General features: G+C 66.8%; 21 protein-coding genes. 11 read left to right on the forward strand and 10 right to left on the reverse strand.

From position 1 onward, the window contains the following. Positions 1-333: 333 nt before the first annotated feature. The 10 genes from AC5RT8_RS00005 to AC5RT8_RS00050 all read left to right on the forward strand — a co-directional run bounded on the left by AC5RT8_RS00005 (position 334) and on the right by AC5RT8_RS00050 (position 11,297). Positions 334-2,193 (forward strand): hypothetical protein, encoded by a 1,860-nt coding sequence (locus AC5RT8_RS00005; protein WP_494093661.1) that lies wholly within the window; start codon positions 334-336, stop codon positions 2,191-2,193. Then, positions 2,183-3,184 carry an HAD-IIA family hydrolase gene (locus tag AC5RT8_RS00010; protein WP_494093662.1) on the forward strand — a complete coding sequence of 334 codons (1,002 nt, stop codon included), beginning with the start codon at positions 2,183-2,185 and terminating at the stop codon, positions 3,182-3,184. The genes AC5RT8_RS00005 and AC5RT8_RS00010 overlap by 11 nt, the downstream gene beginning before the upstream one ends. 63 nt (positions 3,185-3,247) lie before the next feature. Then, positions 3,248-3,466: a hypothetical protein gene (locus tag AC5RT8_RS00015; protein ID WP_494093663.1), complete on the forward strand. Its 219-nt coding sequence runs from the start codon at positions 3,248-3,250 to the stop codon at positions 3,464-3,466. A gap of 2 nt (positions 3,467-3,468) precedes the next feature. Continuing rightward, complete coding sequence (locus AC5RT8_RS00020) at positions 3,469-4,341, forward strand: TlyA family RNA methyltransferase (protein ID WP_494093664.1); 873 nt, start codon at positions 3,469-3,471, stop codon at positions 4,339-4,341. Between the two features lie 55 nt (positions 4,342-4,396). Then, positions 4,397-5,440: an NAD kinase gene (locus AC5RT8_RS00025; RefSeq protein ID WP_494093665.1), complete on the forward strand. Its 1,044-nt coding sequence runs from the start codon at positions 4,397-4,399 to the stop codon at positions 5,438-5,440. Continuing rightward, positions 5,437-7,158 (forward strand): DNA repair protein RecN, encoded by a 1,722-nt coding sequence (recN, locus tag AC5RT8_RS00030; protein ID WP_494093666.1) that lies wholly within the window; start codon positions 5,437-5,439, stop codon positions 7,156-7,158. Before AC5RT8_RS00025 ends, recN begins: the two co-directional genes overlap by 4 nt. Positions 7,159-7,201: 43 nt before the next feature. After that, a complete protein-coding gene (gene pyrG / locus AC5RT8_RS00035; RefSeq protein WP_308036363.1) occupies positions 7,202-8,896 on the forward strand; it encodes a CTP synthase in 1,695 nt (564 codons plus the stop codon). A 2-nt stretch (positions 8,897-8,898) separates the two neighbouring features. Continuing rightward, complete coding sequence (locus tag AC5RT8_RS00040; RefSeq protein WP_494093667.1) at positions 8,899-9,561, forward strand: NUDIX domain-containing protein; 663 nt, start codon at positions 8,899-8,901, stop codon at positions 9,559-9,561. A 168-nt stretch (positions 9,562-9,729) separates the two neighbouring features. After that, positions 9,730-10,815 carry a site-specific tyrosine recombinase XerD gene (gene xerD, locus AC5RT8_RS00045; protein WP_494094503.1) on the forward strand — a complete coding sequence of 362 codons (1,086 nt, stop codon included), beginning with the start codon at positions 9,730-9,732 and terminating at the stop codon, positions 10,813-10,815. Then, a complete protein-coding gene (locus AC5RT8_RS00050) occupies positions 10,815-11,297 on the forward strand; it encodes an 8-oxo-dGTP diphosphatase (protein ID WP_494093668.1) in 483 nt (160 codons plus the stop codon). Before xerD ends, AC5RT8_RS00050 begins: the two co-directional genes overlap by 1 nt. A gap of 201 nt (positions 11,298-11,498) precedes the next feature. Here the strand turns inward: AC5RT8_RS00050 and AC5RT8_RS00055 are convergent, their stop codons facing one another. Genes AC5RT8_RS00055 through AC5RT8_RS00070 form a run of 4 tightly spaced genes read right to left on the reverse strand, consistent with a single transcriptional unit; the run spans position 11,499 to position 15,776 of the window. Further along, positions 11,499-12,632: a bifunctional 2-methylcitrate synthase/citrate synthase gene (locus tag AC5RT8_RS00055; protein ID WP_494093669.1), complete on the reverse strand. Its 1,134-nt coding sequence runs from the start codon at positions 12,630-12,632 to the stop codon at positions 11,499-11,501. Positions 12,633-12,673: 41 nt separating this feature from the next. Next, a complete protein-coding gene (prpB, locus tag AC5RT8_RS00060) occupies positions 12,674-13,579 on the reverse strand; it encodes a methylisocitrate lyase (protein WP_494093670.1) in 906 nt (301 codons plus the stop codon). Continuing rightward, a complete protein-coding gene (locus AC5RT8_RS00065; protein ID WP_494093671.1) occupies positions 13,580-15,097 on the reverse strand; it encodes an MmgE/PrpD family protein in 1,518 nt (505 codons plus the stop codon). Next, the gene (locus tag AC5RT8_RS00070) at positions 15,084-15,776 is read right to left on the reverse strand and encodes a GntR family transcriptional regulator (RefSeq protein WP_494093672.1); all 693 of its coding nucleotides are present in this window, start codon (positions 15,774-15,776) and stop codon (positions 15,084-15,086) included. The genes AC5RT8_RS00065 and AC5RT8_RS00070 overlap by 14 nt, the downstream gene beginning before the upstream one ends. A 185-nt stretch (positions 15,777-15,961) precedes the next feature. Between AC5RT8_RS00070 and AC5RT8_RS00075 the strand changes: the two genes are divergently transcribed. After that, positions 15,962-17,878 (forward strand): AMP-binding protein, encoded by a 1,917-nt coding sequence (locus tag AC5RT8_RS00075; RefSeq protein ID WP_494093673.1) that lies wholly within the window; start codon positions 15,962-15,964, stop codon positions 17,876-17,878. A 20-nt stretch (positions 17,879-17,898) separates the two neighbouring features. Here the strand turns inward: AC5RT8_RS00075 and AC5RT8_RS00080 are convergent, their stop codons facing one another. From AC5RT8_RS00080 to AC5RT8_RS00105, 6 genes are all read right to left on the reverse strand, one after another. After that, complete coding sequence (locus AC5RT8_RS00080) at positions 17,899-18,834, reverse strand: PfkB family carbohydrate kinase (RefSeq protein WP_494093674.1); 936 nt, start codon at positions 18,832-18,834, stop codon at positions 17,899-17,901. After that, positions 18,824-19,645 (reverse strand): ATP-binding cassette domain-containing protein, encoded by an 822-nt coding sequence (locus tag AC5RT8_RS00085; protein ID WP_494093675.1) that lies wholly within the window; start codon positions 19,643-19,645, stop codon positions 18,824-18,826. The genes AC5RT8_RS00080 and AC5RT8_RS00085 overlap by 11 nt, the downstream gene beginning before the upstream one ends. Then, a complete protein-coding gene (locus tag AC5RT8_RS00090) occupies positions 19,642-20,649 on the reverse strand; it encodes an ABC transporter permease (protein ID WP_494093676.1) in 1,008 nt (335 codons plus the stop codon). Before AC5RT8_RS00090 ends, AC5RT8_RS00085 begins: the two co-directional genes overlap by 4 nt. Positions 20,650-20,689: 40 nt before the next feature. Then, positions 20,690-21,721 (reverse strand): substrate-binding domain-containing protein, encoded by a 1,032-nt coding sequence (locus AC5RT8_RS00095; protein WP_494093677.1) that lies wholly within the window; start codon positions 21,719-21,721, stop codon positions 20,690-20,692. 135 nt (positions 21,722-21,856) lie between these two features. Continuing rightward, positions 21,857-22,576 (reverse strand): response regulator, encoded by a 720-nt coding sequence (locus AC5RT8_RS00100; RefSeq protein ID WP_494093678.1) that lies wholly within the window; start codon positions 22,574-22,576, stop codon positions 21,857-21,859. Beyond that, positions 22,573-24,189 (reverse strand): sensor histidine kinase, encoded by a 1,617-nt coding sequence (locus AC5RT8_RS00105; protein WP_494093679.1) that lies wholly within the window; start codon positions 24,187-24,189, stop codon positions 22,573-22,575. Before AC5RT8_RS00105 ends, AC5RT8_RS00100 begins: the two co-directional genes overlap by 4 nt. Positions 24,190-24,281: the final 92 nt, after the last annotated feature.

The following is a 24,281-nucleotide window of genomic DNA, read 5'->3' on the forward strand; positions in this document are numbered from 1 at the left end:
TCCGGGAGGATGTGGGAGAGTAGGTCACCGCCGGACAATATTTGTGTAGAGGGTCAGGTCCCGCACCATTGGTGCGGGACCTGACCTGTTTAACCGGTCTAGAAGACTGGTAGCCGACATGTCGGCGGGTCCCTGAAGTGCCGTGGTGTCCAGACTCACTCTCCCACCAGCCCCGATACGGCCGGCGGAATCGGCGCCAGGGAGCCCACTGGACTAGAATTACCCGGAGGCCAGATAGCCTCCCCACAACTTTTAGACTTCATTACAGATACATAGTGACGAGCGACTGCAGTAATTCCGTTGGTCGGCTCACGACGAGAGGAACTCAGCAGCATGTCAGAGCACAATAACCGGGACCAGCGAAGCAGCGACGGAAACCGCGGCAGTAGCTCATCAGACCGCCGCGATGACCGCGGCCGTCCAGCCACAAACGACCGCAACGCCCCCAAGCGCTTTGAGGACCGCAAGCCGTCCTTCGGCGGCCGCCCGGCGCGGGACGGAGAGCGGAAATCCTTTGGCGACCGTGGAGCCTCATCTGAGCGGAAGCCGTATTCCAAGGACCGCAAGCCGTCCTTTGGCGGCCGTCCGGCGCGTGACGGCGATGACCGTCGTCCGGCCCGTGATGGTGAGCGTAAGCCGTTCTCCCGTGATTCGCGTCCGGCCCGTGATGGTGAGCGTAAGCCGTTTGGTGATCGTTCGGATCGTAAGCCTTCGTACGGCAGCGATGACCGTCGTCCGGCCCGTGATGGTGAGCGTAAGCCGTTCTCCCGTGATTCGCGTCCGGCCCGTGATGGTGAGCGTAAGCCGTTTGGTGATCGTTCGGATCGTAAGCCTTCGTACGGCAGCGATGACCGTCGTCCCGCCCGTGACAGCGACGGCCGGCCGCCGTTCAGCAATCGTTCCGAACGGAACGACCGCGCCAGCCGGGGGAGCGATGACCGTCGTCCGGCCCGTGATGGTGAGCGTAAGCCGTTCTCCCGTGATTCGCGTCCGGCCCGTGATAGTGAGCGTAAGCCGTTCGGCGACCGCAGTGAGCGTAAGCCGTTCTCCCGCGATGATCGTCCGCAGCGGAACAGCCGCCCGCCCCGCGGCGACCGGCCCGCGAACGGTACCGACCGTCCGTCCTTCCGCCGCGATGACGCCCCTGCCGCACCCCGTGCGCGCAACGCCAAGGACCTGCGCAGCGCAAACCGCCCCGATCGTGAGCGCTCCCCGGAAATCGATGAGGACGTCACAGGGCAGGAGCTGGACAAGGTTACCCGCGCCCAGCTGCGCAACCTGGAGGAAGTCAACGGCGAATGGGTCGCCAAGCACCTGGTGATGGCCGGCCGCCTGATCGACGCCGAGCCGGAACTGGCGTTCCAGCATGCCCTGGCCGCCAGCCGGCGCGGCGGCCGCATGGCTGTTGTCCGCGAAGCCGTTGGCCTGACCGCTTACGCAGCCGAGCACTTCGGCGAAGCACTGCGTGAATTCCGCACCTACCGCCGCATCAGCGGATCCAATGCCTACCTGCCCATGATGGCCGACTGCGAACGTGGTCTGGGCCATCCGGAGAAGGCACTGGACATGGCCCGCTCGGAGGACGCCAAGGACCTGGACACCGCCGGACAGGTGGACCTGGCCATCGTAATCTCCGGCGCCCGGATGGACATGGGCCAGTTCGACGCCGCCGTAGCAGCACTGGAAATCCCGCAGCTGGACCGTAACCGTGCGTTCTCCTACAGCCCGCGCCTGTTCCGTGCCTACGCGGACGCCCTCGAAGTAGCCGGACGCGACGAAGACGCGGAGAAGTGGCGGAAGCAGGCGCTCCGCGCTGACGAGGCCCTAGGCTTCGGCGACTTCGCCGAGCCGGAGATCTTTGACCTGGTACCCGAAGAAGAGGAACGTCCTAAGCGCCGCCCCGAGGGCCGTGAGGACCGCTCCGGCGCGTACTTTGCGCCCGCTGAAGAGGCACCGAAGGACACGCTTGAGCCGGCGGACGACGTCGACGCGCTGCCCAGCGACGAGCAGGAGGGCCTGCTGACCGAGAGCAGCGACATCCACGACGACGACGATGACGTGGAAGTCACTGTTTCGGACTTCAACGCAGACGACGATGATGACGAGGAAAACCCTCGCGAAGACGACGATGATGACGAGGAAAACCCTCGCGAAGACGCCGATGAGACGGAGCAGCAGCGCATTGACGACTAATCCTTCACTGGTCTCCGCCTACGACGCGGTCTTCTCCGACCTGGACGGCGTGGTGTACGCCGGACCGCACGCGATACCGGGGGCCGTGGAGGCCTTGGGCAGGCTGGCCGATGTATCGGTCCAGCTTGCCTACGTCACCAACAACGCCTCGCGCTCCTCGGAGACGGTGGCTGCCCACCTGCGCGAACTCGGAGCACCCGCCACCGCGGAAAACGTCTTCGGGTCCGCGCAGGCAGGGGCTGAACTGCTGGCCTCCAAGGTCCCGCCGGGCGCCAAGGTCCTGGTGACCGGCAGCGCGACCCTGGCCGCTGCAGTTGAAGCGCAAGGCCTTGTCCGGGTTGCCTCTGCTGATGACGCGCCTGATGCCGTGATCCAGGGTTTTGATCCCTCCCTGGGCTGGGCAGACCTTGCCGAGGCGGCTTTTGCCGTCGGACGCGGGGCCGTCTGGGTGGCCACGAACACCGATCTGTCCATTCCGCAGGCCCGCGGCATCGCTCCGGGCAACGGGACTCTCGTGGCCGCCGTCGGCGCTGCCACCGGCCGCGTTCCCTTGGTCGCCGGCAAGCCGGAGGCGCCTCTGTTTACGACGGCGGCCCGCCACCTGGACGTTCAGCGCCCGCTTGTTGTGGGGGACCGGCTGGATACAGACATATTGGGCGGCACCAACGCGGGCTTTGACACCGCCCTCGTGCTCACCGGCGTCGATACGCCCCTGACCGCCCTCGCCGCACGGACACCGGAACGGCCGGTGTACCTTATCGCGGACCTTCAGGGGCTCTTTGAGTCGTATCCGATGCCCGCGCTGGAAGCCGGACGGTACCGCTGCGGCTCCGCCGTCGCCTGGGTGGAAGACACAACCGTGGTCATTGCCGGCGATTCCTCCGACCTGGACAGCTGGCGCGCTGCCTGCGCCGCCTGGTGGGCAGCCAGGCCGGACGTCGATTCCGCCGAGGCGCCCGAGATCCGCTGGACTGTCACCGCACGCGGCTAGGCTTCCAAGCAGGAGTCTCCACACTCGTCACGCACCCAGCAGGCAACCGCAGGAGGAAACCAGATGTCCGAATCCCAGCCGGCGGCGACATGGCCGCAGACAGCCGTGTGCACGGACGACACCGCCGTCGACTCCCTCCTCGAAGCACTCGGCCCGGTGCAGGCCACCCAAGTGGCGGCACACGCAGCCGTCTATGCGGAACTGCATGATGCCCTGCTCACTGAGCTGAATAAACAACCCCCGGCGCCGTCTCCCCTGCCCGGGAACCACAGAGCAGGATAGATATGCCGCGACTCGACCAGGAACTCGTCACCCGCGGACTCGCCCGTTCGCGCACCCAGGCCGCCAAACTCATTGCGGCCGGGAGGGTGCTGCACGCAGGGACCGCGGCGGGCAAGCCCTCGGCCCCGGTGCATGCCCAAGACCGGCTGGAAGTGCTCGACGACGGCCTTCCGGACTACGTCAGCCGGGCCGGCCACAAACTGGCCGGCGCCCTGGCGGCTTTCCCTGCCGTCCAGCCGCACGGGCTGCGCTGCCTGGACGCCGGTGCCTCCACCGGAGGCTTTACGGACGTCCTGCTGCGTTCCGGCGCGGAGCACGTGGCCGCCGTCGACGTCGGCCACGGCCAGCTGGTGGAACAGCTCCGGCAGGATCCGCGGGTGAGCGTGTATGAGGGCATGAATGTGCGCTACCTGGACCCGCAGGACATCGGGGGCCCGGTGGATCTGACGGTGGCCGATTTATCCTTCATCTCCCTCACCATGGTGGTGGGCCCCCTGGCCGCTGCCACCCGTCCCGGCGGCAGCCTGCTCCTGATGGTGAAGCCCCAGTTCGAAGTGGGCCGCGAAAGGCTGGACCGTACCGGGGTGGTAACGGATCCCGATCAGCACCGGTCGGCCGTCGCGGCGGTGGCCGCCGCAGCCATGGACGCGGGACTAGCTATCGGAGGCATCGCTCCCAGCCCACTGCCCGGCCAGAACGGCAATGTCGAGTTCTTTATGTGGCTGCAGGTGCCGGAACAAATCCCTGCCTCCACAGGTGCAGGAGCAGCCGCCGCGGGACAGCCCGACGGCGCACGGACCGCTGATGCGGCGGCCGAGCTGGTAGATGCAGCCTTTGCCGGGTTTGCGGAGCCCAAGCCCGGCGTAGAAGACTGACGGATGGACAATGCCCCGGGCATCCACCCGTAAGACGAAGAGGATGAAGACGCAGATGAGCAGACGGATACTGGTTCTGGCCCATACCGGACGGCGGGCCGCCATGACCGCTGCCCAGGAGGCATGCACCCAGCTCCACGAATCCGGGCTGATTCCCGTGATGCGCCGGAGCGACCTCGAAGACATCCAGGCCGAATACGGTGTGCTCACGGCCCCCACAGAAATCCTCGACGAAGACGTAGCTCTGGACGATGTGGACCTGGGCATGGTGCTCGGCGGCGACGGAACCATCCTGCGGGCAGCAGAACTGGTGCGCGGCACCAATGTCCCGCTGCTCGGCGTCAACCTGGGCCACGTGGGCTTCCTGGCCGAAAGTGAACGCGCGGACCTGGCGCAGACCGTCCACTGGGTGGTGGAGCGTGCCTACACCGTGGAAGAACGGATGACCATTGATGTCCTGGTCTGGCACGGCGGGGAACTGCTGGCCCGCACCTGGGCGCTGAACGAGGCAGCCGTGGAGAAGGCCGACCGCCAGCGCATGCTCGAAGTGGTCATCGAAGTGGATGCCCGGCCCATCAGCTCCTTCGGATGCGATGGCGTCGTGCTGGCCACCCCGACCGGCTCCACCGCGTACGCGTTCTCCGCGGGCGGCCCGGTGGTCTGGCCCGAGGTCGAGGCGCTGCTGCTGGCGCCCATCAGTGCCCATGCATTGTTTGCCAAGCCTCTGGTGGTTTCCCCGACGTCCGTGCTGGCTGTGGAGATCCTGACCCGTACCGACGCCTCGGGCGTGCTCTGGTGCGACGGCCGGCGCAGTATTGACCTGCCGCCGGGATCCCGCGTGGAGGTGACCCGTTCCCAGACACCGGTGCGCCTGGCCCGCACCCACACCACCCCCTTCTCCGAGCGGCTGGTCCGTAAGTTCCAGCTGCCCACCCACGGCTGGCGCGGCCCGGCGCCGGCGGCGGCCCCCGGAACCCAGCTCAGCCCTGCAGTCAAACCCGCAGTCCTGGGCAGGAACCCGGACGGCAGCAGCGCAGCAAAGAACAGCCCGAAAGCCAGGGGCGCAGCAGTTTCGGACAGTGGAGGCTTGGTCGAATGATTGAGGAAATCCGGATCAGGGACCTCGGTGTCATTACCGACGCCACCCTGGACCTTGGACCCGGCTTCACCGTGGTGACCGGTGAGACCGGCGCAGGCAAGACCATGGTGATCACCGCCCTTGGGCTGCTCCTGGGGGCACGGTCCGACGCCGGTGCCGTCCGCATAGGTGCCAAGTCCGCCGTCGCCGAGGCGCTCGTCCACGTGGATCCGCAGAGCGCTGCGGCCGTGCGCGCAGCCGAAGCCGGAGCCGAACTCGAGGAGTACGACGGCTCTGCTGAACTGACACTCGTCCGAACAGTCAATGCTGACGGCCGCAGCCGTGCACACGTCGGCGGACGCTCGGCGCCCGTCGGTGTACTGGCGGAAGTGGGTGAGCACCTGGTGGTGGTCCATGGCCAGACCGACCAGCTGCGGCTGAAAAGCGCTGCGGCCCAGCGTGAGGCGCTGGACAAATACGCAGGAGCGCCGCTTGCCGCCGAACTGGGCACCTACCGGGAGGACTATGCCCGCTGGCGTGCCGCGGCGAAGGAACTCGCCGACCTGCGGGACCAGGCGCGGGACCGGCTGCGGGAAGCCGAATACCTGACGGCCGCCCTGGAGGAAATCGAGGCGGTGGATCCGCAGCCGGGCGAAGACGATTCGCTCAAGGCCGAAGCCATGCGTCTGAGCAACCTCGAGGAACTGCGTACCGCTGCCGTCAGCGCCCACGCGGCCCTGATTGCAGACGACTTTGCCGACGGCGGGGATGCCACCTCGCTGGTGGACGCGGCGAAACGCCAGCTGGAAACAGCGGGGGAGCATGATCCGGCGCTTGCCGCGTCCGGACAACGGCTGGCGGAGGTGGGGTACATCCTCGCAGACATCGCCACGGAGCTTGCCAGCTATGCGGCCTCGCTGGATACCGAAGGGCCGGAACGGCTGGCCGAGGTGGAATCCCGGCGGGCGGATCTGGCCGGCCTGGTCCGCAAGTACGCGCCGTCGATCGACGGGGTCCTGGAGTGGAGCGGCGAAAGCGCCAAACGGCTGGCGGAGCTCAGCTCCGACGATTCCCGGATCGAAGCACTGGAAGCGGAGATCAGTGCCCTCGGCGAACGCCTGGCAACCCGCGGAGCGGCCCTGACCAAGCTGCGCACAGAAGCGGCAGCGGAACTCGCCCAGCGCGTTAGTGATGAACTGACGGCGCTGGCCATGAAGGACGCCAACCTGGTGATCGAGGTGGAACCCGCGGGGGAGCCGGGACCGCACGGTGCCGACAGCATTTCCTTCCTGCTGGCACCCCACCCCGGCGCGCCCGCCCGCCCGCTGGGCAAGGGTGCCTCCGGCGGTGAACTCTCCCGCGTAATGCTGGCGATCGAAGTGGTCCTGGCCGCGGTGGACCCTGTCCCCACGTTCATTTTCGACGAAGTGGACGCGGGCGTCGGCGGCAAGGCCGCAGTGGAAATCGGGCGCCGGCTGGCCATGCTGGCCAAGCACGTGCAGGTGATCGTGGTGACCCACCTGCCGCAGGTGGCGGCCTTCGCCGACCACCACATCCGCGTCATCAAAACCTCCACGGCAGCCGACGACGGTTCCGGCGTGACCGCCAGCGACGTCCGGGTGCTGGGCCAGGAGGAGCGGATCAAGGAACTCGCCCGGATGCTTGCCGGGCAGGAAGACTCGGCGTCGGCCCGTGCCCACGCCGAGGAACTGCTGGAATCGGCGGGACACCTTCAATGACGTCCCAAGACCAAGAGACAGGTTCCACCCGAAACGACAAAAGGTGATAGGCTCGAACTCCGTGGTGCAGCGATCAAATTCCAGGTTTCCCAAGTCGTCTTCTACGACCAAACACATCTTCGTCACCGGTGGCGTGGCGTCCTCACTCGGTAAGGGGCTGACAGCGTCAAGTCTCGGCCATCTGTTGAGGTCGCGCGGCATTGCGGTGACCATGCAGAAGCTCGATCCGTATTTGAATGTGGATCCGGGCACAATGAATCCCTTCCAGCACGGCGAAGTCTTCGTCACCGACGACGGCGCCGAGACCGACCTCGACATCGGACACTACGAGCGGTTCCTTGACGAGAGCCTCGACGGCTCCGCCAACGTGACCACCGGCCAGGTGTACTCCACGGTTATCGCCAAGGAACGCCGCGGCGAGTACCTCGGCGACACGGTCCAGGTCATTCCGCACATCACCGACGAGATCAAGCGCCGGATGCGCCTGCCCTCCGAGGCGAAGAAGACCCCCGATGTCATCATCACCGAAATCGGCGGCACGGTAGGCGACATCGAGTCCCAGCCCTTCCTTGAGGCAGCCCGCCAGGTCCGCCAGGACATCGGCCGGAGCAACGTCTTCTTCCTGCATGTTTCCCTCGTGCCGTACATCGGCCCGTCCCAGGAACTGAAGACCAAGCCGACCCAGCACTCCGTGGCCGCCCTGCGGTCCATCGGCATCCAGCCGGACGCCATCGTCATCCGCTCGGACCGCCCCGTGCCCGATGCCATGCGCAACAAGATCGGCCGCATGTGCGACGTCGACGTTGATGCCGTCATCGGCTGCCCGGACGCCCCGAGCATCTACGACATCCCCAAGACCCTTCACTCCCAGGGCCTGGACGCGTACATCGTCCAGCACCTGGACCTGAAGTTCAAGGACGTCAACTGGACCAAGTGGGACCGCCTGCTCGAGTCCGTGCACAACCCGAAGCACCACGTGGACATCGCCCTCGTGGGCAAGTACGTGGACCTGCCGGATGCCTACCTCTCGGTGACCGAAGCCCTGCGTGCCGGCGGCTTCGCCAACAAGGCCAAGGTCAACATCCGCTGGGTTCCCTCGGATGACTGCGACACCCCCGAGGGCGCAGCCAAGGCCCTGGCCGGAGCGGATGCCATCTGCGTGCCCGGCGGCTTCGGCATCCGCGGCCTCGAGGGCAAGCTCGGCGCCCTGACCTACGCACGGGAAAACAAGCTTCCGACGCTGGGCCTGTGCCTTGGCCTGCAGTGCATGGTCATCGAGTACGCCCGCAACGTGGTGGGCCTTGAGGGTGCTTCCTCCTCCGAGTTCGAACCGGATACCCAGTACCCGGTGATTGCCACCATGGCCGAGCAGAAGGACATCGTTGCCGGCGGCGGCGACATGGGCGGCACCATGCGCCTGGGCCTGTGGGACGCGAAGCTGGAACCGGAATCCGTGGTCGCCAAGACCTACGGCAAGACGGAGGTGGCCGAACGCCACCGCCACCGCTACGAGGTCAACAACCAGTACCGCGACCAGATTGCCGACGCCGGCCTGGTGTTCTCCGGAACCACCACCGACGGCGGCCTGGTGGAGTTCGTCGAGCTTCCTGCCGACGTGCACCCGTACTACGTGTCCACCCAGGCACACCCGGAGCTCAGCTCCCGCCCGACGCGTCCGCACCCGCTGTTCGCCGGACTCGTCAAGGCTGCCCTGGCCCACCAGAGCGGCAAGGCCTAGCCATGGCACAGGGGTTCGCCGATGCACAAAGCCCGCGCCCGCTGCTGGAATCGGAAACGGTGTACAGCGGTCCGGTGTGGGACGTGGTCAAGGAGAAGTTCACCCTGACCGACGACGGCGAACCCCTGGTCCGTGACTACATTGCCCACCCCGGCGCGGTGGCCATCCTGGCCATGAACGACGCCGGGCAGGTGTTGCTGATCAACCAGTACCGGCATCCGGTCCGGATGACCCTGTGGGAAATTCCGGCCGGACTGCTGGACGTGGAGGGCGAAGACTTCCAGGTCGGCGCCGCCCGTGAACTGGCAGAGGAAGCCGACCTGGTTGCCGAAGAGTGGCAGGTCCTGACGGATCTGTTCCTCTCGCCCGGTTCCTCCCGCGAAGCCCTCCGCATTTACCTGGCCCGGGGCATCTCCGAGGTGCCTGAGGCACAGCGGCACACCCGCACCCACGAAGAAGCCGAAATCAAGGTCGAATGGGTGGATTTGGACGAGGCCGTGCAGGCCGCCCTGCAGGGACGGATGCACAGCCCGTCCGCCGTGGCTGCCGTCCTGGCCGCCGCCGTCGCCCGCGGCAACGGTTTCCGCGACCTGCGTCCGGCCGATGCACCGTGGCCGGAACACCATTCGCAGCATTCCTCCTGGGCCAACGGCCCGGTGCGCTAGGAACAACCGATGCCCAGCGCTGACGCTGATGCGGGCCCTCCGAATAACGACACCATTGCCATTCAGCTGCCCGCCTCCCTGAATCCCACCCTGAAACTGGATCTGGAATCCGAAGAAGCCCGACGGCTGCGGGATGCCGATCTGGCGGAACTTGACCGGACCGGTTCGATGCAGCCGCCCCCCGCGCCGGCACCGGAGCAAAGTACGGCACCGGAGCAGAGCACGGCTGCCGAGCCGGCGGCTAAGCCTGCGCCCAAGGCGGCGGCACCGGCCCGGACCCGTGCCGCGGCAGTGCAGTCTGCTGCAGACGAACTGCGCTCCACCCCGGCCGGCCGGGCCATCGGCAGCTATCTGCAGCATATGGCCGTGGAACGCGGGCTGGCGTTCAACACCCTCGATGCCTACCGCCGGGACCTCCTGCGCTATGCCCGCTTCCTGAGTGCCCGCGGCGTGGAGGACATCTCCCGCATTACCCGCCACGACGTGACAGCGTTCGCGCAGTCGATTTCCGAAGGGTCCGACGGCGCGTCCGCCCTGAGTGTGCGCTCGGCTGCCCGCACGATCGTCGCCGTACGCGGACTGCACCGTTTCTGGGCGCTCGAAGGGATGACGGCGGCCGATCCGGCGTCGGACGTCCATCCACCCATGCCCGGCAAACGCCTGCCCAAGGCGATCACCGTTAACGAAGTCACCCGCATCCTGGAAGCCGTGTCGCTCGATACGCCTTCGGGGCTGCGGGACCGCGCCCTGCTGGAGTTCCTCTACTCCACCGGGGCGCGCATCAGTGAGGCCGTGGGCCTCGATGTGGATGACCTGTCCCTGGAACGTATCCCGGCCAAGGGGCCGGACGTGGTGCGGCTGTTCGGTAAGGGCTCCAAGGAGCGGCTGGTTCCTCTGGGGTCCTACGCTGCCCGTGCCCTGGACGAGTACCTGGTCCGCGGCCGTCCGGCGGCCTCGGTCAAGGGCAAGGGCACACCTGCCCTGTTCCTGAACGCCCGCGGCGGACGGTTGTCCCGGCAGAGTGCGTGGACCATCTTGAAGAACGCCGCCGAGAAAGCGGACATCGGCCGGGATGTTTCTCCGCATACCCTGCGGCATTCCTTCGCCACGCACCTGCTCGAAGGCGGGGCGGACGTCCGTGTGGTGCAGGAGCTGCTGGGCCACGCCTCGGTCACCACCACGCAGGTCTACACACTGGTCACGGCGGAAACACTGCGCGAAGTCTACGCAGCGGCGCACCCGCGGGCGCTGTAGTGGAATTCCGTGCGTCCCCGGTGGTCCTGTGCTTCCTGTTCCGGGAGGCGCCGGACGGCCGGCAGGTGCTGATGGGGTTGAAGAAGACTGGCTTCGGTCTTGGCCGCGTGGTCACCCTGGGCGGCCATATCGAGGCGGGGGAGACTCCGGAGCAGGCCGCCGTGCGCGAGGTGGAGGAGGAATCCGGCGTCGCCGTCCGTGAGGCGGACCTGGAGCGTGCAGGCACCATCGAGTGGATCTTTCCGGCCCAACCAAACCTGGACATGTCCACCATCCTGTTCCGGGCACACCGCTGGGACGGCGAACCGGCGGAGACCGATGAGATCCTTCCGGCCTGGTATCCGGCCGGGGGGATGCCCTACGCCAGGATGTGGCCCGATTCGGCCCTCTGGATGCCCCGCCTCCTCGCCGGCGAATATTTCAACGCGGTCGTCACTATCTCCGACGATAACGTCAACGTGGCAGGCATCGAATTTTCCTAGCCCGGACTTATCAAGCCGCGCGATCGGGTGCGGCTCCGGGAGAGAGCGGGCCCCCGAAGGGCCGCCAGACGAGGGTGCCGTGGACGCATAGGGGCCCCGGATAAGGCGGCTTTAATATTCCCTGCGAGCTCTGCGAGCGGGGAATTTCGTTGCCGCCGTTCCGGGGCCCGGGAGCTGGCCCCTCGGGTCCGGCATAAAGGGTTACGGCAGGTGACGCTCCTCGGCCCCGTTGTACTCGCTGAGCGGCCGGATCAGGGAGTTGGCTTCGAGCTGCTCCATGATGTGCGCCGTCCATCCGGTGATCCGCGCAGCTACGAACAGCGGCGTGAACGTCAGGGTGTCAAAGCCCATCAGGTGGTACACGGGTCCGGCCGGGTAGTCCAGGTTCGGCAGGATGTTCTTGCGCTCGCCCATGGCCGATTCCAGCGCCGTGTAGAGCTCGCCCATATCCGGACGGTCGTAGTACTTGACCATGTTGTCCAGTGCGGCCTTCATGGTCGGCACCCGGGAGTCGCCGTTCTTGTAGACCCGGTGGCCGAAGCCCATGATCTTCTTCTTTTCCGCCAGCGCTTCATCCAGCCAGGCCGCGGCGTGGGCCGCGACGTCGCCGTCGGACGCGCTCTCGGTGATCTCCGCGAACGTGTGCATGACGGCTTCGTTCGCGCCGCCGTGCAGCGGGCCCTTGAGGGCGCCGATGGCACCGGTCACGGCCGAATGCAGGTCCGACAGCGTGGAGGTGATGACGCGGGCGGTGAAGGTGGACGCGTTGAAGGAGTGCTCGGCGTACAGGATCATCGAGACGTTGAAGGCCTCCACCACCTCGGGGGCGGCTTCCTCGCCGAAGGTCATCCAGAGGAAGTTCGCCGAGTAGTCCAGGTCGTCGCGCGGTTCCACGACATCCTCGCCGCGGCGGCGGCGCTGGTCATAGGCGACGACGGCGGGCATCGCCGCGAAGAGGCCCACGGCCTTGTCCATGTTCGCCTGGACGGAGGAATCCCCGGCCTGCTCATGTGACGCGCCCAGGACCGAAGCTGCGGTACGGCAGACATCCATCGGGTGGCAGGTCACGGGCAGCGCGTCGATGACGGCCTTCAGCTCGGGGGTGAGGGCGCGCTGGCTGCGCTCCCCGTCGGTGAATTCGGCCAGCTGCCCCTCGGTGGGAAGCTCGCCGTTCCACAGCAGGTACGCCACTTCCTCGAAGCTGCACCGGGCGGCGAGTTCCTGGACGGGATAGCCGCGGTAGAGCAGGGAATTGGTTTCCGGGTTGACCTTGGAAATGCGGGTGGTGTCTACGAGTACCCCCGCCAGGCCCTTGTGGATCTGGGTATCTGTCATTGCTGCTGACTCCTTCGTCGTGCGGTAAAGCAGTGCCGGTCCTAGCGGGTGCCCGGAACCTGGAAGTTGAAGACGGACGTGTCGAACTGGTTGTACGCCTCATAATCCACCAGATCGTACAAACGTGCACGTGTGAGCATGTTGGGCACATCGGTCTCCTGCGTGCCGTGCGCCTTGATGGTTTCCAAAGTGCGCTCGGCAGCACCCATGGCGCTGCGCAGCAGGGTGACCGGGTAGATCGCCATGTTCACGCCCACGGAGGAGAGCTCCTCGTAGGTGAACAGGTCGCTCTTGCCGAACTCGGTCATGTTGGCCAGGATCGGCACGTCGACGGCGGCGCGGATGGCGGCGAACTCCTCCAGGGACTTCATCGCCTCGGGGAAGATGGCGTCGGCGCCGGCGTCGACCAGCGCCCGTGCGCGGTCCTGCGCCGCCTCGAGGCCGTCCACGGCGCGGATGTCGGTGCGGGCCATGATCAGGAAGTTCGGGTCCCGGCGTGCATCGGCGGCGGCGCGGATGCGCTTGACTGCGGTTTCGGTGTCCACCACGTTCTTGCCGTCCAGGTGGCCGCAGCGCTTGGGGTTGAACTGGTCCTCGATATGGCAGCCGGCCAGGCCGGCGTTCTCCAGCTCCTGGATAGTGCGTGCCACGTTCATGGGCTCGCCGAAGCCGGTGTCGGCGTCGACGATGGCGGGGAGGTCCGTCATCCGGGCGATCTGCCCGGCACGGGTGGCCACCTCGGTGAGGGTCGTCAGTCCGATGTCCGGCAGGCCCAGGTCATTGGCCAGGACGGCACCGGAGATGTAGACGCCGTCGAAGTTTTTTTCTTCAATCAGGCGGGCCGAGAGCGGGTTGAAGGCGCCCGGGAACTGCTGGAGCGTGCCGGAGGCCAGGCCTTCGCGGAAGGCAATCCGCTTGGCCTCGGGGGTGACGGAGGAGTACAGCATTTAGAAGAGTCCCTTCGGTGCAGCGGCGGGGTTGATGACGCCGTCGGCGGCGGTGATGTTCAGCTGGTCCAGTTCGCCGGCACCCAGTTCGGGCAGGCGCTGGACGGTGGCCAGGAAGCGGTCGATTTCCTCTTCGGCGACCAGGCCCTCGGCTAGGGTGCGGAACTTGGTGATGTACTGCTCGCGGGTGAACGGCTTGGCGCCCAGCGGGTGGGCGTCGGCAACGGCGATTTCGTCGGTGATGACGGTGCCGTCGGTGAGCACGATGGTGACCTTGCCGCCGAAGGCCTTTTCGCTGATGTCCAGCGAGTGGTAGCGGCGGGTCCATTCCGGATCCTCGACGGTGGTGACCTTCTGCCACAGCGCAACGGTGTCCGGCCGGCCGGCGCGTTCGGGGGAGTAGGAGTCCACGTGGTGCCAGGCGCCGTCCTGGAGGGCAACGGTGAAGATGTACGGGATCGAGTGGTCCAGGGTTTCGCGCGAGGCGGTGGGATCGTACTTCTGCGGATCGTTGGCGCCGGAGCCGATCACGTAGTGGGTGTGGTGCGAGGTGGCGATCAGGACGCTTTCCACGTTGGCCGCGTCCGCTGCCTCCGGGTGCTCGGCATGGATCTTGCGGGCCAGGTCGATCCAGGCCTGCGCCTGGTACTCGGCGGAGTGTTCCTTGGTGTAGGTGTCCAGGATGGCGCGCTTGGCTTCGCCGTCTTCGGGCAGCGGCACTTCATAGGCGGCATTCGGGCCGTCCAGGAGCCAGGCGATGACGCCGTCTTCACCCTCATAGATGGGGGTGGGGGAGGACTGGCCGCGCATGGCCCGGTCCACGGCCTCGACCGCCATCTTGCCGGCGAACGCGGGGGCGTGTGCCTTCCAGGTGGAGATTTCGCCCTTGCGGGACTGCCGGGTGGCGGTGGTGGTGTGCAGCGCCTGGCCCACTGCCTGGAAGATGGTGTCGACGTCGAGCCCCAGCAGGGTGCCGATGCCGGCGGCGGCGGACGGGCCGAGGTGGGCCACGTGGTCGATCTTGTGCTTATGCAGGCAGATGGCCTTGGCCAGGTTGACCTGGATCTCGTAGCCGGTGGCGATGCCGCGGATCAGGTCCTTGCCGGAGGCTCCGGTGTGCTGCGCGACGGCGAGGACCGGGGGAATGTTGTCGCCGGGGTGGGAATACTCCGCAGCCAGGAAGGTGTCGTGGTAGTCCAGTTCGCGCACGGCCACGCCGTTGGCCCAGGCGGCCCACTCCGGGCTGGTCTTGGCCAGCACGCCGAAGACCGACGCGCCCTTGCCGTGGGCAGAGGGGGAGAAGGACAGTGCCTGGGCGCGGGCGGCAACGATGGGACCGCGGTTCAGGGAGGCGACGGCCACGGAGGCGTTGTCGATGATGCGGTTGATGACCATGTCCGTGACGTCGTCGGTGACGTCCACGGGATCGGCGGCCACCTTGGCGATTTTGTAGGCCAGCTGGTCCTCGCGGGCCAGCTTCTCATCGCTGCGGTAGACGCGCACTTTATGCAGGTTCACGGTGTGTCCTTATCTCAGGGGTGGTGATCTCAGGGGAACCGGTCCGGGCGGACCGAAGATGTTCAAGGCTTTTGTGCAGGTGGACCGAAACGGAGGCACCGGCCAGGTCCGGGTCCCCGGAGGCAACGGCGGCGGCAATGGTGGCATGCTCGCCGGCGGTTTCCCGCAGCCGTTCGGGGTTGTCCTTGGCCAGGCGCCGCACGCGGGCCAGATGCAGGCGGACGTTGGCCAGGGCCTGGGTGAGGTAGGAGTTCGCGGCGGCGGTGTCGATGGCGGCGTCGAGTTCAGCCACCAGCTGGTAGTAGCCGGTGCGGTCCGAATCCGTTCCGGACGTTCCGATCAGTTCCCCCGCGGCGCGGAACCGGGATGCCAGCGAACGGAACACCGCCGCTTGTCCGCGTACCGCGGCCAACGCCGCGCTCTTGCATTCCAGGGCCTGCCTGAGCTCAAAGAGCTCGGCCACGGTGTCGAGGGAAATACCGGTGACGACGACGCCGCGTCCGCTGTGCGGGGCGGCCAGGCCGTCGGCGGCCAACCGGCTGAGTGCTTCACGCAGGGGCGTGCGGGAAATACCCAGCCGCGCAGATTGCTCCACCTCGCCCAGCACCGTGCCGGGCGGGAGCCGCCACTCCACGATGTCCTGCCGCAGGGCAGCGTACGCGCGGTCACTGGCCCGCATGGTGCGCCTCCTCACGACTGATACCTGCGTCACGTTACCCGTCAGTGTATACATGAGCTGGCTCATATGCGTACTGTGGACGCACAGCCGGCACCTAGACGGCGTCGCTGTATACACAACCGCCCTTGTGGAAGCGTTAAGCACCCATGACCATGGCGGGGTCCCACCGGAATCAAGGAGGATTCATGGACGCGCAGAGCACCGGAGCCTACGAACGGGCCTATGCCCGCAGCAGTACCGATCCGGAAGGCTTCTGGCTGGGAGCCGCCGCCCTGGTGGACTGGAACAAGCCGCCGTCGCGCGCCCTCGAGGATTCGAAGGCGCCGCTGTACTCCTGGTATCCCGGGGCGGAACTCAACACCTCCTTCAACGCCCTGGACCGGCACGTCGCCGCGGGCCGCGGGGACACCGCAGCCCTCATCTATGACTCCGCCATGCTCGGCACAACCCGCACCTACACCTACGGCGAACTCCTCGCCGAAGTGGAACGGTTCGCCGGAGTGCTGCGCGGGCTCGGCGTGGGCCCGGGGGACCGGGTGGTTATCTACCTGCCGATGATTCCCGAAGCGGTGATCGCGATGCTGGCGTCCGCCCGGCTGGGCGCGGTTCATTCCGTGGTGTTCGGCGGATTTGCCCCGCGCGAACTCGCGGCCCGGATCGACGACGCCGGACCCACGGTCATCGTCACCGCCAGCGGCGGACTCGAGCCTCGGCGGGCCGTGGAATACCTCCCCGCCGTAGCCGAGGCTTTGGAAGCCGCCACCCACAAGGTGGCCGCCGTCGTCGTCGCCGAACGTCCGGGCTTCGCCGCTGCCCGCGAGGAATTCGACGGCACCGGCGGGGCCGCCTGGCATGACTGGGACGCGCTCGCCGCAGAGGCCGTGCCCGCCGGGCCGGTTCCGGTGGCTGCGGTCGATCCGCTGTACATCCTCTACACCTCAGGCACCACCGGATCCCCCAAGGGCGTGGTGCGGGACAACGGCTCCCACGCGGTGGCCATGGCGTGGTCCATGGAAAACATCTACGGCGTGGGCCCGGGGCGGGTCATGTGGACCGCTTCGGACGTCGGCTGGGTGGTGGGCCACTCCTACATCGTCTACGGCCCGCTGATCGCCGGAGCCACCACGGTGCTGTACGAGGGCAAGCCGGTGGGCACCCCTGACGCCGGCGCGTTCTGGCGGGTGGCAGCGGAGCACGGCGTCGACGTCCTGTTCACCGCCCCCACCGCGCTGCGGGCCATCCGCAAGGCCGACCCCGGCGCCGACGAACCGGGCAAGTACGATCTCTCCCGGCTGCGGCACCTCTTCGCCGCCGGCGAGCGCCTGGACCCCGCCACGCTGGAGTGGGCACAGGCCGCCCTCGGAGTGCCGGTGATCGACCACTGGTGGCAGACCGAAACCGGCTGGGCGATCTGCGCCAACCCCGTAGGGCTGGAGGAACTGCCGGTCAAGGCCGGATCGCCCACCGTCCCGGTGCCCGGGTTTGCGGTACGCGTGCTCGGGCCGGACGGGAAGCCGGTGCCGCCGGGCACCGAGGGGAACATTGCCCTGGAACTGCCGTTGCCGCCGGGCACCCTCCGCACCCTGTGGGGCAGTGATGAACGCTACCGGGGCGCCTATCTGGAGGTCTTCGACGGCTACTACGCCACCGGAGACTCCGGCTACGTGGACGAGGACGGCTACGTGTTCGTGATGGGCCGCACCGACGACGTCATCAACGTCTCCGGCCACCGGCTCTCCACCGGAGCCATGGAGCAGGCCGTGGGCTCCCATCCGGCCGTGGCCGAAGCGGCGGTGATCGGCATTGCCGATCCGGTGAAGGGCCAGCGGCCCTCCGGCTACGTGGTGCTGAAAGCCGGAGCGGAGGTGGACATGGACGTGCTGCGCGCCGAACTGGTGGAACGGGTGCGCTCGCAGATCGGCCCGGTGGCGGATTTCAAGGACGTGTACGTAGTCGATGCCCTGCCCAAGACCCGGTCCGGGAAGGTGCTGCGCAAGACCATGCGCCAGATCGCCGACGGCGTTCCGCACACCGTGCCCTCCACCATCGAGGACCCCGGCGTGCTGGACGCTCTGACCGCTGTGCTGCGCCCGGTGAAGTAGGCCGGGAATAACGGGGGGGATCAATCCGCCGGCTGTTCTGGGGCAGGGGCCCTGCTACGAAGCACGGAGGCATGCCCCAGGGTCTGCAGGTCCTGCAACCATCCCCGGGGTCCCAGCCGCGTGCAGCGCAGCGCAGCGATTTCGGCAGCGGCGGCAAGCAGTTCTTCTGTGTGAAGCCACGGGTGTGCCAAAAACCAACAGAATGCCCCATGGAAAAAGTCACCGGCTCCAAGGGTGTCCACCGCCTTGACGGTTGGCACCGTTACCTGCCCGGAGCGCCCTTTCTCCCACCAGAGGATCGGGCCGGCGCCCTGAGTCACCGCGACCGTATCCGCGCCGCGTGCGGCGACGGCAGCAGCACTTTCGGCGACACCTCGGGTTCCCGGAACCCGGAAGTCAGCCGAGCAGATCACCGCGCGTGCGGATGGCAGCAGTTCCTCTGTGACAGGCCGCCAGCGGCCCGCATCCAGGACCACCGGTATGTGCTGTCGCGCAGCCTCGCGGGAGACGGTCGCCATCAACACGGGATGGTGTCCGTCCAGAAGGACTACGTCCGCGCCGGACAGCAGCTGATCCAGGTGACCCGGTGCCGGCACGCTCCGTCCGGCTGCATCGGTGGACACCACGGAACGTTCTCCCGTTGTCGCGTTGATGATCGCGGATGAGACGGCCGCGTCCCCTGTCTGCGGGCCGACCTCGACGATTTCGACCCCGTAGTTTTCCAGGTCCGCCCGCACCAGGCGTGCAGCCGGGCCGGAGCCAAGGGCGGTCAGCAGCCGGGCCTTTCCGCCCAGCGCGGCGAAGATCACCGCTGCGTTAGCGGCGGGGCCGCCGGCGGCCATCGTTTGCCAGCTCCCGGTAATCTTCTCATTCGGCCCCGGGATCCTGTCAGCCTGCTGGATGACATCGAGGGTTGCCAGACCTGCAAAGACCCCCAGCGGCACCTCAGGCGCCACCCTCGCGCTCCAGCGGGGTCGGCGCCGCAGCACCCGTCATCAGTGCCACTACCTCGGACATGTTCCGTTCCCGCGGGTCGACGACGGCCGCGCGCTGGCCGAGGCGGTGGATATGGATCCGGTCCGCGACCTCGAAGACGTTCGGCATATCGTGGCTGACCAGAACCACGGGAAGGCCTCGGTCCCGTATCTGCCGGATCAGGTCAATCACCATTCCTGACTCCCTGACGCCCAAGGCGGCGGTTGGTTCGTCCATGATGATGACGCGGCGGCCGAATGCCGCGGTGCGTACTACCGCGACGCCCTGGCGCTGGCCGCCGGAAAGAGTCTCCACCGCCTGCCGTACGGATTTGATGTTGACCTTCAAGTCCGTCAGGTGCTGCAGTGCTTTTTCCTGCATGGCTTTCTTATCCAGCTGCCGGAAGACCGATCCCATAATCCCCTTCCGCCGCATTTCCCGCCCCAGATAGACGTTGCTCGCTATGTCCAGCGCCGGCACTACGGCAAGGTCCTGATAAACGGTCTCGATCCCGGCGTCCCGGGCGTCGAGCGTGTTGTGGAAGCGGACCGGCTTGCCGTCCATGAGAATCTCGCCGTTATCCGGTACCAGAGCTCCGGCCAGAGCCTTGATCAGGCTGGACTTCCCCGCTCCGTTGTCACCGATCACGGCCAGCACCTCCGCCGGTCTCAGCTCGAAATCGGCACCGTTGATGGCGGTCACGCTTCCATAGCGCTTCACTAAGCCGCGTGCTTCCAGAACCGGCGTGATGGAACGCTGTTCCGGCACCGGAGAGTTGATTTGCTGCGTCAACCTGTCTTCCTCCTGGCGAACTGGTCCAGTGCAACGGCCGCAATCACCAGCACGCCTGTTGCGACGTTCTGATAGAGGGCATCTACCCCGGCTGCGGTCAGGCCGCTGCGCAGCACGCTGACAATCAGCATGCCAATGAGCGTGCCCATGATGCTGCCCCGCCCCCCGAAGAGGCTGGTTCCACCGATCACCACGGCGGTGATGGTCTCCAGATTCGCGTTCTGGAAGGCGTTCGGGTCTGCGTTGGGGATGCGTCCCAAAGCGGCCCAGGCACCCACCGCCGCGATAAGCCCCGCGGTCATGTAGACGAACAACAGCGTCCGGTCCGACTTGATGCCGACGAGCCGCGCCGCTTCTGCGTTGCCGCCCACCGCATAGACATGCCGTCCGCCGGCTGTCTGAGTCAGGGCGTACCAGACGGCCAGATAGACAACCAGCATGGCGATCACGCCATAGGTCGTCGAGAACGCACCCCGGCCGATGCTGTTGCCGAGGAAGGTCAGCGGCTCGTCCCGGACCGGGTAGGTCTGTGACCCGGCGTAAAGCTGAGTGGCAGCATAGATTGCCGTAAAGGTACCTAGCGTTACGATGAACGGCGGCAGTTTCAGCACCGTGACCAAGGCTCCGTTGATGGTTCCCGCCGCCACGCAGACCGTCACGGCGGCGAGCAACCCTATCCATGGTCCGTGCACGGTCCCGATCTTTGCCATAACGATCGTCCCCAGGACAGCCACCGCACCGATGGACAGATCGATGCCGCCGGTCAGGATAACCAGAGTCTGCGCCGCCGCCAGTATGCCCACCACCACGGATTGCTGCAGGATCAGCGAGAGGTTGTAGGACGTCAGGAACGTGTCAGTGATGAGGGAGAAGACGACGACGGCGAGTAGCAGTGCGGCCAGCGGGCCGACCAGCGGTTGCCGCAGTAGATTCGTGAGCTGAACCGTCCGCTGGTTGGCGGGGCGGGGAGTAGTCAGCGGCGGCGCCGGATTCTTAGTACTCATGGACTACCTCCAGGACGTCGAGCGCTTGGCGGACGAATCTTCAGCCCCAGCAGTTCTCCAGTCCCCAGGCTGTGTCCTTGGAATCGACACCTTCAACCGGTGCATCAGTGATGACCTCCGCACCTGTATCCACGAATCCGGAGGGCTTTGTGCCATCCTCCGCGTAAGCAACAACAGCCTTGACGCCTTCGGACGCCATCTTGGCAGGAAACTGCATCACGGTTGCTCCGATAACTCCCTGTTGCACGTTCTTCACGCCTGTGCAGCTGCCGTCGATGGAACCCACGGTGATCTGATCCTCCCTGCCGGCGGACTCCATTGCCTGGTACGCACCGGCCGCAGCGGGCTCGTTGATTGTGTACAAGGCGTTGGCATCCGGCTCGCGCTGAAGCAGATTCTCCATAGCAGTCTGGGCCTTGGTCTGGTCACCGTTGGTGCTTTCCATTCCCAGGATTTCGGGTGAGCTCTCCGTTAGCCCCATGCCCTTGAGGAAACCGTCATGACGGAAAGTGTCCACTGTTCCTCCCGGCGTGCCGTCCAGCATGAGCACCTGGGGCGGGGCTTCGCCGAGGGCACCTTTGACCCAGCTGCCCTGCAATACTCCGGCCTGCAGGTTATCTGTGGCGAAGGTTGCGTCAACAGCGTCCTCGGGGTCGGTTGCGGTATCCAAGGCAATCACAATGACACCTGCCTGCCGCGCCTTATCGATGGCGTCCAGAATGCCGGTGGACGAGTTGGGGGTAATCAGGATCCCCTTGACGCCCTGGCTGACGAGGTTTTCGATGGCAGCGACCTGGCCCTCGTTGTCCCCATCAAACTTGCCGGCGAGCGCTATCAATTCGGCCCCCTCAGCATCTGCTTCTACGGCGGCGGATTCACGCAGCTTTACAAAGAACGGATTGGAATCGGTCTTGGTAACGAGACCAATCTTGATCTGCTCATCACCGCCGGCGGTCTCCACGCCCGAGCCGCAGCCTGCTCCGGTGAGCACCAGACAGGCCGCAGCAACCAACACGCCGGCCCTCATATGGGTTGTCTTCCGTTGCGGACCCTGCCGGATTGCACGTGCCATCACGACTCCCTTGTCTATGACCATGCGTCTCATCGAGCGACGACTGTGCCCGAGGGTAACGGCGGGTGCACGCTTCCACAAGCGCTTCCCAGGCAATACACGGACCGTTGAGCCAGGCCGGGGCATCAGACAGCCTTACCGGCGCCAGCTGTACTCCAGCTCGGGCCGGCCCCTGGTGCCGTACCTCGGCGAGCGCAGCACCGACTGCTGGTCCGCCAGATACTCCAGGTAGCGGCGGGTGGTGATCCGGGACATGGCCAGCGATTCGGCGGCCTCGGTGGCGGAGAGCGGGGCCCGGGCGCCTTTGAGCAGGTCCGCGACGGCCTCGAGTGTTGCCGGGGACAGGCCCTTGGGGAGCTGGCCCGCCTCGGCTGGACGGAGGGCGGCAAAGGCGCTGTCAACCTCGCTTTGGGTGGTGGATGCTGCCTGCTCGGCCATCCGGCGCCGGTACTCGGCGTAGGCGGTGAGCTTGGTGCTGAACGCCGAAAAGGTAAACGGCTTGATCAGGTACTGGACGATGCCGCCGGACATCGCGCTGCGGACCACCGCGAGGTCCCGGACAGCGGTAACGGCGATGACGTCCACGGGCAGCCCCGCTCCGCGGATCCGGCGCAGCAGGTCCAGCCCGTGCAGGTCCGGCAGGTTCATGTCCAACAGCACCAACCCGATTTCGGCGTCGCTTCCGGGCGGCGCTGACTCGGCGTCCTTGAGCGCTTCCAGGGCCTCGGCGCCGGTGCGGGCAATGCCTGCCAGCCGAAAGCCCGGCACCCGGCGGACATACTCGGCATGGGCCTCGGCGGGAATCGCTTCGTCCTCGACCACCAGCACGCCGATGGCGGGGGAGTGCCGGGTCATGACGGCGCCCCGGCGAGGGGGAGCGGGGCCGGGGCCGGCAGGGGCAGCTCCACGCTGAAGCACGCACCCGGGCCGCCGAGCACCTGGATGCTTCCACCCAGCCGCGTGACGGACTGGCGGACCAGGGCGAGCCCGATCCCGCGCCCGGAAAGCACCCTCGACTCGGGGAGCTCCTTGGTGCTGAACCCTTGTTCGAATATATGTTCGAGTATTGAGGTGTCCACGCCGGGACCGTCGTCCTGCACTTCGATGAGCAGCTGGCCTTCTCCGCTGCCCAGGTACAGGCGCACGGAGCCCTCCGCGGCGTCGAACGCGTTATCCAGCAGGTTTCCGATGATCGTCACCAGTTCCACCGGCTCCAGGCCGGCTCCGCCGAACCGGCCTGCGTCCGGCTCCACCTCGATGTCCAGTCCGATGCCGCGCTCGCGGGCCTGCGCCGCCTTGCCCATCAGCAGGGCCGTGACGGCCGGTTCCTCCACTGCGGCCAGCACTTCGTCGTTGAGCTGCTGGGACTGTTCCAGGTCAGCGGTGGCAAAACGGAGGGCTTCGTCGCTGCGGCCCAACTCGATCAGTGACGCCAGGGTGTGCACCCGGTTGGCGTGTTCGTGGGCCTGCGCGCTGAGGGCATCGGCGAGGGTGCGCATTGAGGCAAGTTCACCGGTCAGGGATTCGAGATCCGTATGGTCCCGCAGTGTGGTGACGGTGCCGAACCGCCGCGGGTGCGGCCCGGCGGACATCGCCGCCGACTGGTTGACCACCAGGACGCGGTCGCCGGTGAGGTGGATCTCCTCCCGGGCATCCCGGCCGGATCGCAGCAGGGATGCCAGCGGGCCGGGAAGATCCGGCAGGGCATGGTGTGCCGCGGAGGTATCGGCGGGCGGCAGGCCGAGCAGGACTGCGGCTTCGTCGTTGTAGAGGACCAGCTGTCCCCGGTCGTTGAACAGCAGCAGCCCCTCGCGTACCGAGTGCAGGGCCGAATCGAAGAAAGCGTACATGTGGGTCAGTTCCGCGGGGCCAAGCCCGTGGGTGGCCCGCCGCAGATAGCGGCTGAGCAGGTAGGAACCGACGGCGCCCACCGCCAGGGCTGCTGCATCAATGGCAAACAGTTCCGGCAGCCGTGCGTCGCGGGCAATGCCCACCCGGTCCACCGTGATGCCCGCGGCCACCAGCGCAGTGATGGTGCCGGCGTCGTCGTATACGGGAGTGATGGCGCGGACCGAGGGTCCGAGCGTGCCCGTATAGGTTTCCGTGAAACTTTCCCCCGCCAGGGCCGGCTCCACGGAACCGATGTAGGGCTTGCCGATCTGTTCCGGGTTGCGGTGCGTAAACCGGGTGCGGTCGGTATCCATGATGGTCAAAAAATCCACGCCCACCCGGTCCATGACCTCGCGGGCGTAGCCCTGCAGGGCGGACGGATCGGGGGAGTCGACGGCGGTGCGGACCGCGCTTCCCGTGGCAACTGTGCCGGCCACGGCCAGCATCCGCGAGCGCGTTTCCTCATAGGTGTTTTCTTCCGCCTGCTGGTACAGCCCCCAGGCAATTCCGCCCGAGACACACAGGATGAAGGCGAGCTGGGCCAGGAACAGCCGGCCGGCCAGGCTGCCTCGTTGCACTTTCGATCCTTTGATTTGCGATTCGCGAACGGCGTAAGGGGTTACCTTGAGAACAGTATGAACACAAGGGTGACTGTCATCACATCACCACG

The sequence above is a fragment of the Arthrobacter sp. Ms25 genome (assembly GCF_059090365.1).

Coding starts and splice junctions, on each gene's coding strand:
- AC5RT8_RS00005 (WP_494093661.1), top strand. CDS start 334: ATGTCAGAGCACAATAACCGGGACCAGCGAAGCAGCGACGGAAACCGC.
- AC5RT8_RS00015 (WP_494093663.1), top strand. CDS start 3,248: ATGTCCGAATCCCAGCCGGCGGCGACATGGCCGCAGACAGCCGTGTGC.
- AC5RT8_RS00020 (WP_494093664.1), top strand. CDS start 3,469: ATGCCGCGACTCGACCAGGAACTCGTCACCCGCGGACTCGCCCGTTCG.
- AC5RT8_RS00025 (WP_494093665.1), top strand. CDS start 4,397: ATGAGCAGACGGATACTGGTTCTGGCCCATACCGGACGGCGGGCCGCC.
- recN (WP_494093666.1), top strand. CDS start 5,437: ATGATTGAGGAAATCCGGATCAGGGACCTCGGTGTCATTACCGACGCC.
- AC5RT8_RS00040 (WP_494093667.1), top strand. CDS start 8,899: ATGGCACAGGGGTTCGCCGATGCACAAAGCCCGCGCCCGCTGCTGGAA.
- xerD (WP_494094503.1), top strand. CDS start 9,730: ATGCAGCCGCCCCCCGCGCCGGCACCGGAGCAAAGTACGGCACCGGAG.
- AC5RT8_RS00055 (WP_494093669.1), bottom strand. CDS start 12,632: ATGACAGATACCCAGATCCACAAGGGCCTGGCGGGGGTACTCGTAGAC.
- prpB (WP_494093670.1), bottom strand. CDS start 13,579: ATGCTGTACTCCTCCGTCACCCCCGAGGCCAAGCGGATTGCCTTCCGC.
- AC5RT8_RS00070 (WP_494093672.1), bottom strand. CDS start 15,776: ATGCGGGCCAGTGACCGCGCGTACGCTGCCCTGCGGCAGGACATCGTG.
- AC5RT8_RS00075 (WP_494093673.1), top strand. CDS start 15,962: ATGGACGCGCAGAGCACCGGAGCCTACGAACGGGCCTATGCCCGCAGC.
- AC5RT8_RS00090 (WP_494093676.1), bottom strand. CDS start 20,649: ATGAGTACTAAGAATCCGGCGCCGCCGCTGACTACTCCCCGCCCCGCC.
- AC5RT8_RS00095 (WP_494093677.1), bottom strand. CDS start 21,721: ATGGCACGTGCAATCCGGCAGGGTCCGCAACGGAAGACAACCCATATG.
- AC5RT8_RS00100 (WP_494093678.1), bottom strand. CDS start 22,576: ATGACCCGGCACTCCCCCGCCATCGGCGTGCTGGTGGTCGAGGACGAA.